Source organism: Sphingobacterium tenebrionis, from assembly GCF_037126265.1.
GTDB classification, from domain to species: domain Bacteria; phylum Bacteroidota; class Bacteroidia; order Sphingobacteriales; family Sphingobacteriaceae; genus Sphingobacterium; species Sphingobacterium tenebrionis.
On the sequence record NZ_JAYLLN010000021.1, the window covers coordinates 55,342 to 64,413 of the forward strand.

At 29.7% G+C, this 9,072-nt stretch carries 9 protein-coding genes; all 9 read right to left on the reverse strand.

The window, feature by feature from the left end:
* Position 1: 1 nt before the first annotated feature.
* The gene (locus tag VJ786_RS09850) at positions 2 to 901 is read right to left on the reverse strand and encodes a capsular polysaccharide synthesis protein (protein ID WP_134776374.1); all 900 of its coding nucleotides are present in this window, start codon (positions 899 to 901) and stop codon (positions 2 to 4) included.
* Between the two features lie 20 nt (positions 902 to 921).
* Entirely contained in the window at positions 922 to 1,848 is a 927-nt protein-coding gene (locus VJ786_RS09855; protein WP_134776373.1) for a glycosyltransferase family 8 protein, read from the reverse strand.
* Between the two features lie 20 nt (positions 1,849 to 1,868).
* A complete protein-coding gene (locus VJ786_RS09860) occupies positions 1,869 to 2,795 on the reverse strand; it encodes a glycosyltransferase (RefSeq protein WP_134776372.1) in 927 nt (308 codons plus the stop codon).
* Between the two features lie 8 nt (positions 2,796 to 2,803).
* Positions 2,804 to 3,355 carry a serine O-acetyltransferase gene (locus VJ786_RS09865; RefSeq protein ID WP_336557657.1) on the reverse strand — a complete coding sequence of 184 codons (552 nt, stop codon included), beginning with the start codon at positions 3,353 to 3,355 and terminating at the stop codon, positions 2,804 to 2,806.
* Complete coding sequence (locus VJ786_RS09870) at positions 3,348 to 4,442, reverse strand: glycosyltransferase WbsX family protein (protein ID WP_134776371.1); 1,095 nt, start codon at positions 4,440 to 4,442, stop codon at positions 3,348 to 3,350. Before VJ786_RS09870 ends, VJ786_RS09865 begins: the two co-directional genes overlap by 8 nt.
* A 43-nt stretch (positions 4,443 to 4,485) precedes the next feature.
* The gene (locus VJ786_RS09875; RefSeq protein WP_134776370.1) at positions 4,486 to 5,508 is read right to left on the reverse strand and encodes a glycosyltransferase; all 1,023 of its coding nucleotides are present in this window, start codon (positions 5,506 to 5,508) and stop codon (positions 4,486 to 4,488) included.
* Between the two features lie 15 nt (positions 5,509 to 5,523).
* Positions 5,524 to 6,156, reverse strand: a complete 633-nt coding sequence (locus VJ786_RS09880) for an acetyltransferase (protein WP_134776369.1) — start codon at positions 6,154 to 6,156, stop codon at positions 5,524 to 5,526.
* Between the two features lie 3 nt (positions 6,157 to 6,159).
* On the reverse strand, positions 6,160 to 7,242 hold the full coding sequence (locus VJ786_RS09885; protein WP_134776368.1) for a DegT/DnrJ/EryC1/StrS family aminotransferase: 1,083 nt from the start codon (positions 7,240 to 7,242) through the stop codon (positions 6,160 to 6,162).
* 11 nt (positions 7,243 to 7,253) lie between these two features.
* Positions 7,254 to 9,072 (reverse strand): ABC transporter ATP-binding protein (locus VJ786_RS09890; protein WP_336557658.1); only part of this gene is annotated, 1,819 nt, incomplete at its 5' end.

Genomic DNA, 9,072 nt, shown 5'->3' on the forward strand with positions numbered 1-9,072 from the left:
TTTACAGAACATTAAATTTTTGAATAAATTTTTTCAATTGTTCCTGACCATTTTCATCAAAATAAGACATTTTATGGAGGCTGCATTTTGCTAAAACTGTTTCAATTTGCCAAAATTCGGCAGAACCATTGAATTTAGTCTGTAGAATATGAGGAAAAACATCACTCAACAACATACATTTTTGGTCTTTCAGTTGATTTTCTATTAAATGTTGGTAAAGAATCTGATAGAAAAAATAATCTATAGGTTTACTTTCTTTTTGCCAATAATATAATAATAGATTTAGACTGTCTCCGATAACTTTATTACCTTTTTTAGCAAAAATAATGCTATTTAAAACCTTGACTCTAAAATTTTTATCCCATCCCCAATAATATGCGTAGGACTGTTCCCAAAAGGTTTTATGCTCCTCATTTGGATCCCGTTGAAACATGAAATAAGGTAAATCCATCATTTTTTTGGGAAGGGAATCTGTTAGCAAAATGGTTGCATCCAACCAGACACCTCCATAATGGTATAATAAAGCTAACCGAAGAATATCAGAAAAGAAGGTTCTACTTAATGATCCATTTTGAAGTTTATCTATTAAATAAGACGGAAATTCAAGGTAATCAGCGATATTTTCATCATTTAACCTAATAACTGAAAAGTCTGCACAATATTTATCTACACTTTTAAAACAAAGATTGACCACTTCAGGCAATGTATTATTTTCAACTCCTTGCCCCCAGTATTGCCAGATAATTTGATCTGAGGTAAGCTCCTTAACCTTTTTTATTACTGGAATTTCAAGTTGGTTTTGGTAATAGTTTTCGACCACAGGTTTCCAATAATTAGAAACAATGGAATGTTTCCTTTTAATTTTAGCACTTCTTATAGTAGACCAAATTTTTCTTAACATATAATTCTCAAGTAGTAAAATTAGGCTTTAAGGTTCCTATATCCATTTATTACATATTCATATAGATTACCAATTATTGGAAATGAAAGTAATTTAGATAACATCTCCATTTTTTGGTTTGTACGCCACTGTTTTTTGTAAACCAGTGGTAATTTATTATAATATTGCCACCAAATATTAAATTTTACGGTTTGGTTGTTCCATGGTTTTGCTCCTGTGTAATGTATATTTCCATGATGTTGCACTTTCTCCCAATCCTCTAATTTGTATCTTCTTAAAAATTCTCTTTTATATTGTGGCAAAAAATAAGTTCGGATACTGTTATAAATAGGTTCTAAACCTAAAACCTTTCCTTTACAATACATATTTAACACATCTTGATCAGGAAATTGGAGATATGGTACTTTCAATCCATCAATTAAAGTAGTGCTCAGGTTATCCGCCCTCATTTTATTCAAATTCATGATTAAAAATCCAGAATTAAAATAGTATCCCGGTTCACAACCTATCTGCTTTAAATATGGCTTTTGGCTATCTAATGCTGCTTCATATACAGCAGCTAAATAATAGTTTTTTAAATCTACAGTATGATAAAGTTGATTCAGATCATTTCTAACAATTATATCACAGTCTAAATAGAGTACTTGTTCGTAATTTTTTAAAATTTCTGGAAGTAATAATCTAAATGAAGCTGCAATAGTGTATCGTTCATCTATATATACACCTTCCAATGCCCCCGAAAGATTTATGAATTTTAATGTTAATCTCTTCGGATCAAAATTATCAAGTAACTTTATCTGGTCTGAAGCTAGCTCTTCAGTTAATAAACAAATTACTTCATAAATAGCTGTAGGGGAAGAATTTTTAAGTATGGACGATATACAGGTAACAGCAGGAATAAAATAATTCGGTGTAAAAGCAAGTGCAATAGGTGTGATTTTTTTCATTTTAAAATTTAGCAAGGGAGTTATTTACCTATAATTTTATCTTTGAAATATCTCAAAATCAATTTGAACTGATCTTTTGGAGATAAAATCTCACATTTTCTAACTAAACTTAATTTATGGATAGGTAAATGTCGAACAACTAATTGATAATAATCATACATGCATTTGGCATATAATTTTTCCCATCTAATTTCATGTAAGCAATATTTATCAATTTCATTTTCTGCGTTAGGAAAAGTTAAGTTCTTAAACCAATTGAATAACTGAGTATTTGCACTTAATTTATCATTAATTTTTCCTAAATTACTTGATAGGTGTATACTAGAAATTCTAAAATTAAAAGCCCTCGATCCTATTGATCCCATACCATTATCAGTCATCTGAATTACGGAAGCTGTATCTGAACCAAATGCTGATGGAAAATCAATGAATTTTAATTCCTTTATTTTAGAACTCTTAAATAAATAATTACCAATACAAGTAAATACCGTTGCATTCAACCAATAAAATACGAACTCTATTTTACTTGAATATTCTGGTATAAATCCATCCAATCCAATTATTTCATTTTTTTCATTAATGATTTTAATAGGAGAATGAACAATATCTAAGTTTGGATATTTATTCATAATGGTCATACCGGATGATAAAAAGTCTGGTTCATATAAATCATCATCAGCTGCTAAAACTAAATATTCTCCATTAGCAAATTGCAAGCAATGGTTCCACTGATTAACTAGATTAGCACCACCTATATTTATTTCATTTTTGAAATATTTAATCCGCGGGTCATCAAAGAGTTCCACAATTTTTTCTAAGCCTTCAGGAGAGCAATCATCTACAATAATTAATTCAAAATTTGAATAGGTTTGATCCAAAATACTTTGAATTGCTGATTTTAAAAATTTAGCTTTATACGCAGGTAAAAGAAACGTAATTAAGTCCATGATCTACGTTATTTTGAAGGAATTATTCTACCAGGAATTCCGACCACAATTGCCTCTTCTATTAATATATCTTTAGTAACAATAGATCCCGCCCCTATTTTTACCCCATTAGCAATCGTAACACCTCCTAATATTTGGGCCCCCTGCCCTATATCCACATTATCTCCAATAATCGGAGAAGTATCAGGAAAACTACCTTTGCTTCCAATACAGCAATTGCCATGAATTGTACAATGTTTTCCTATCTTTGCATTTGGATTAATAATTATGGAGCCATAATGATAAATTTTCAAATCTTCATCAAAACATCCTGCAGGGATAAAAAATCCTAATTTTCTGCCCAAAATATTTTTTCTGCGTTGATAATAATATTTTAAAAATTTACTTGGCTTTATATATGAATAATATTCTTCTTTCCGAAGTGCTATCATAAATCTTCGAATCCAATACTGTTCGGATTGTAGTATTAAATCCAATAGCCATTCTTTAGAAAGAAATCTTGGATAATAAATTCGTGAATCTTTAGCAAGGAAAGTTTTTATATTCATAATATTAATCATCTAAAACATCTTTTACAACTTGTAAATATTGATGACCAAATTTTAAATCTGGTTCTAAATGATTTCCTTCTGCCCATTCGTTCCAAGATTTAATAAAAATAATCTGATTTTCAGACGCATACGACTCCACTCTTTTTTTAGCATTCAACAAAGCCTTCTTAAAAAGATCAGGAGTAGAATCATGCAAAACGAATCCATTAACACCACTTCTTGGACTATTGTCCCAATTTGGAATTACTGTAGGATAATATAAATTTTCACCTGCATCTTCTTTAAAATCTTGAATTGCGTCCTTATAGTTATAAATCCTTGTAGGTCTTTTAAAATATTTTTTATAATACTTTGAAAGCCGACTTGTTTTTGCTCTCCTATAAAGATCAACCACTTTATTGGCAGATTTCAAATAACTATCTTTTGTATGGACAGCAGGAGTTAATGCATCAAAACCATTCTCTTTGCAATCCCAATCAACTTCAACGTTTGTAGCCACTAAATGAAGCCCCTTTAGTCCATTTTTGTCTGCTAATTCTCTGAACGTTTTAACAAAAAGTTTTAAATCTGGTATTTGAAGAGGCTGATAAACTAGAAATAAAGGCTTTCCATTAATTTTAATGTATCTATCATCTTTGAATGCAGGTAAAAGATAATTGAAATGTGAAATATAATCAGAAACACCAGGATAGACCTGTTCCATTAATACAGTCTTTGGATTTCCATGCCAAATACCACTCCAAGATTCATTTGCCCAAGCTAGACAGAATGGGAAATTAGGTTCACCACTTTCTAAAACTTCGTTAAAAGGTCTTTCCAAGATTCTTTTTCCATTTCCGAACCAATAATGCCAATAACAAAATCCTCCTATTCCATATTTTTCTGCAAGTTCTGCCTGAGCTTTTCTAGATTCTGGCAAACGAAGATCATAAAAACCCAAATCAGCTGGAACATGCGGTTGGTAATGTCCTGGAAACAATGGTTTTGCTTTGGCCACATTGGTCCATTCTGTAAATCCATTTCCCCACCATAAATCATTTTCTGGTATTGGATGAAATTGAGGTAAATAGAATGCTATGGTTTTAATTTTTGTCATAGATAATTGTTTCTGTTTAATAAAATCTAAAAATCAGAATTCCTTATAAATCAGTTTCGATTGGCTTTTCTTTAATTATGAATGATTTTAACCTTCTTTTTATTTTTTTTAAAATTTCTCTTATTTTAAATTTCAACTTAGTTCTTCTTTTTAATTCCCTATGAACTTCAATTAAAATATCAGGCTTATTTGACTTTATCTGATGGATTACTCTATCAAATTCAAGATTATCTTTTATTTGAAGAATTAATTCACAGAGTACATAAATATGCCTTCGCTTCAATTCCGAAAAATCGTATAAATCTATGCCGATGGATCTATTTTTATCTAATAAATAACATTCTGTTTCGTATAAATCCATTTCACGTGTTATTAAATTGAAAATATTTTTTGATCTTGAAGCACTTTCTTCTAATATTCTATATACACATGTTTCCTCATTAATGAAGTGAACGCTCGACTTTACTAAAAAATTTGCATAGATATAATAGGAAATATCTAATGCAGGAATAAACTCCTTTAATATTTCATTTAAAGACTTAGTTTTTATCATCCAGGAGCATGGTGCCATATATCCTCTATCCCAAATGAATTGCTTGAAATCTAGATGGATTGGAAAGTTTTTCGACCCAATAACTTTCCTATTCCAACTATCTGCATTCTGAAAATAAAAACCCGTATTGGTAGCACATAAATCTAAGTATGATTTTTTTTCGAAAACTTCAATTTGTTTTTTTAATTTTTCGGTATCAGTCCAGTAATCATCACCCTCACAAAATGATACATATGGAGTTTTTACATGACTTAATGCCCAGAGAAAATTTCCTTTAATACCTAAATTCTTCGAAGGTCTTAGATAATTAATTTTTATATTTGAATTTTTATCATGGTTATCTATTATGGAAAAAATAATTTCTTCCGTATTATCTGGAGAACAATCATTTGAAATTATCAGTTCAATTATACCGTCATAATTTTGTGATAAAACAGAATTAATAGCTTCTTTAATGAATCTCTCATGACCATATGTAATCATTACTACAGATATAGTAGAATTATTCACCATTTTCCTCAATCTACCCTAAAGGTTCTTAATAATTTTTCCAGGTATTCCTACTACAGTACAATTATCCGGAATGTTTTTAGTAATTACTGCACCAGCACCAACAATCACATTTTTGCCAATTGTAACTTGGGGTAAAATTGTACTGTTGGTACCTAAAAACGAATGATTACCAATTTCACAATTTCCAGATATAGCCACTCCCGGACATACTTCAACAAAATTTCCTATTTCTACATCATGTCCTATAGAAGATAGCTGATTTATTAAACATCCGTTTCCAATTTTTATGTCATTTGTAATTACAACTTGTTGCATAATGTTAATTCCTACGCCTAATTCTACCCCATAGGAACCAATTGTAGATGTATTAGAGATAAGATTAATTGGTTTACCTCCTAAACTAATAAATGTGTTGAAAGCATGTTCTCTAATTTTTGGTCCACCAACTCCAATAGTGAAATGGGAATCTATATTAGAAAAATATTTTACAGCGTCTTCATCATTCATTATAATATTAAATTTACCATATAGTTTTTCAGGAGATTCTAAACTTATATTATCAAAAAAGGCCAATTTATTAAGTTTGCGATTTTGCTTTACTACCTCTAAAACCTCCTTGGCTAAGCCCTTAGCTCCAAATATTAGCATATTCTAATTATTTTGTTCTCTTAATATTAACCTACATATCCAATCAACTTCTTCATTAGTTAAATCAAAATACAATGGTAGGCATAACATTCTTTTAGAAAGATCATCGGATATAGTCATCTCAACTGAACCTAAATAAGGTAAACTTGATGATAAACTTGGATAAAAATATCTTCTAGTAAATATTTCGTTCGCATCTAATGCTTTTTTTATTTTTAATAGTAAATTTTCAGATGAGATAATGTAGGGTAAATAAGCACCGTTGTTTTCTGAATCTTTATGCCATTTTGGGTTCACGGCTTTAAAATTTTCAAGTTTCTCAGAATATCTATTTATAATTTCAAGTCTGCGAGCAATGATTTGATCGATATATTTCAAATTGACCAAACCCATTGCTGCATGAAATTCAGAATTCTTACCATTAATTCCAAGTTCACCAAAACTATCGAATCCTGTAATACCAAAGTTCCTAATTAATGAAAGTTTCTTCAACAAATTTGGATCTTTTGTAAAAACTAATCCACCTTCTGTACTATGATAAAGTTTAGTTGCATGTAAACTGCAAATAGAAATATCACCATATTCAAAAATTGAACGGCCATTTATTTTAACTCCAAAAGAATGCGCACCATCATAAATCACTTTAAGATTATACTGTTTAGCAATCTCTTCAATTGCTAGGACATCACATGGATTTCCATAAACATGAGTTGCTAAAATTGCTTTTGTATCTTTCGTTATAGAAGCAATAATTTTGTTGGGATCTATATTTAAAGTTTCCGGATCTATATCCACAAAAACCGGCTTGCACCCTTCCCAAACAATTGAAGAAGTAGTTGCAACAAATGAAAATGGAGTTGTTATAATCTCTCCATTAATATCTAGTGCCTTAATGGCCATCTGAAGTGCAATGGTCCCATTAGTAACAAATAAAACATGATTTAAACATAAATATTCCTTTAAATCCATTTCCAGTTTACTGGCTAAGGGGCCCATATTTGTTATCCATTCCCTTGACCAAATACCTTTTAGGAAATTATGATATTCTTCAATAGGAGGTAAAAAAGGCTTTGTAACAGGTATCATATATGTTATGTTTAAAGACCTTGTAAATCAGTTAATTTTTGAAAATAGGTTGAATTCTTTTTAAGTTCTTCAAAGGTACCAGATGAGGTTATTTGCCCTTGTTCCATTAGATAAATTATGTCAGCGTTTTTAATTGTTGATAATCGATGAGCTATGGAAATGATAGTAATTTTACCTTTAAGCTTATCTATACTTTCCTTAATTATTTGTTCTGTTTCAGAATCCAAAGCAGAAGTAGCTTCATCCATAATTAATAAATCAACATTTCTATAAAGTTCTCGAGCAATAGATATCCTCTGTTTCTGCCCTCCAGAAATATTAATTCCATTATTTCCTAAAAGAGTATCTTCTTTATTAACTAGGGTTTGGATATAATTATTTAATCCACTTAGACTTAGTGTATAGTGGAATTTTGCAAGATTTTCTTGGTTCTTTTCATCCCAAAAAGTAATATTTTCAAATATACTTGCATTGAATATTGTTGGATCTTGAGTAATATAACCTATTTTCCCTCTATAAACAGAATTATTGATTAAATTCATGTTTTCCCCATTGACATGAATAGTTCCAGAATTATTAGGTAATAAAGTTGAAATTATATTTACTAAACTAGTTTTTCCTGAGCCAGATTCTCCAACCAATGCTATTGATTGATTTTTATTGATATTTAGATTGATTTTATTTAAAATTTTATGATCTGAAAAGTTTAAATCAACGTTTTTCAATTCAATAGAATCAATATGATCTATTATTTTAGAACCGTTATTATTTTCACGATTTGAATCTAAATAATTTTGAAACTCTTGAACATTTTCTACAGAGCCAATATTGGCTAAATAATTATTCCAATTTGTTTGTATATCCACAATTTTTTGCATCGCTCTATAGAAAAACAATAAAATAATCATTATTGCCGCTAATGGTGATTGAAAAAAAATGATGTGAACTGCTATTACAAGACATATAATGGCAATTGTCATTGGTTCTCTTAAAGCAGATAATTTTGCATTAAGTTTTGCGACTTCTATGCCGCTAGAAATTAGATTAGATAATTCTTTTTGTAAACGTTTAAAAAAATTAATGCTTCGCCCAGTAGCTTTCAAATATTTATAATGATTTACTACTTCGATTACTACACCGCCATATCTATGGTTATTCTTTGTGATTTCTCTTGAAAGACTTTCAGTTTTTTTATAAAAATACTTATAAATGAAATTAGATAACAAACCACCAATCGTAACTAAAATTGAAAACTTCCAATCTAAAAAGAATGCAAATCCTAGATAAATAATAACGAACATGCCATTTTTAATCGTTTCCAAATATTGGTTACAAGCGAAAACAACTTGCCATGCCTCACCTATTAAAGAGTTCTGCAAACGACCTATATCAATTCCTATAAATTCTTTGTATTTTAAATCTCTTACTCCATCAATCATTTTTGATCGGATTTCTTTAGAGAACATTTGTTGGTTAATAGCTAGGTATTTTCCTGCATAATAAAAGCATACCCCTTTAATTATAAATAAGAAAACAATCAAGATTAACATATTGATTGGATTTAATTCTATTTTTAAGAATTCAAAAAAGATTTGAATAAAATGGTATATTTTATCTTCAGAACCTACTGTATTACCGTCTGAAATTTGAATTAATGGAACGAACATAGCTATACCTATACTGTCCATTATTACCATTAAAAAACTAAATATTAATAATACCGAGTTATCAAATTGGGTAACATACAGATCGGAGTCCTTCGCCAAGGATACCGGAACAAAATTCGTAATATCATCTGGCGTAATAATAACTCCACAGGCATGGATCCCT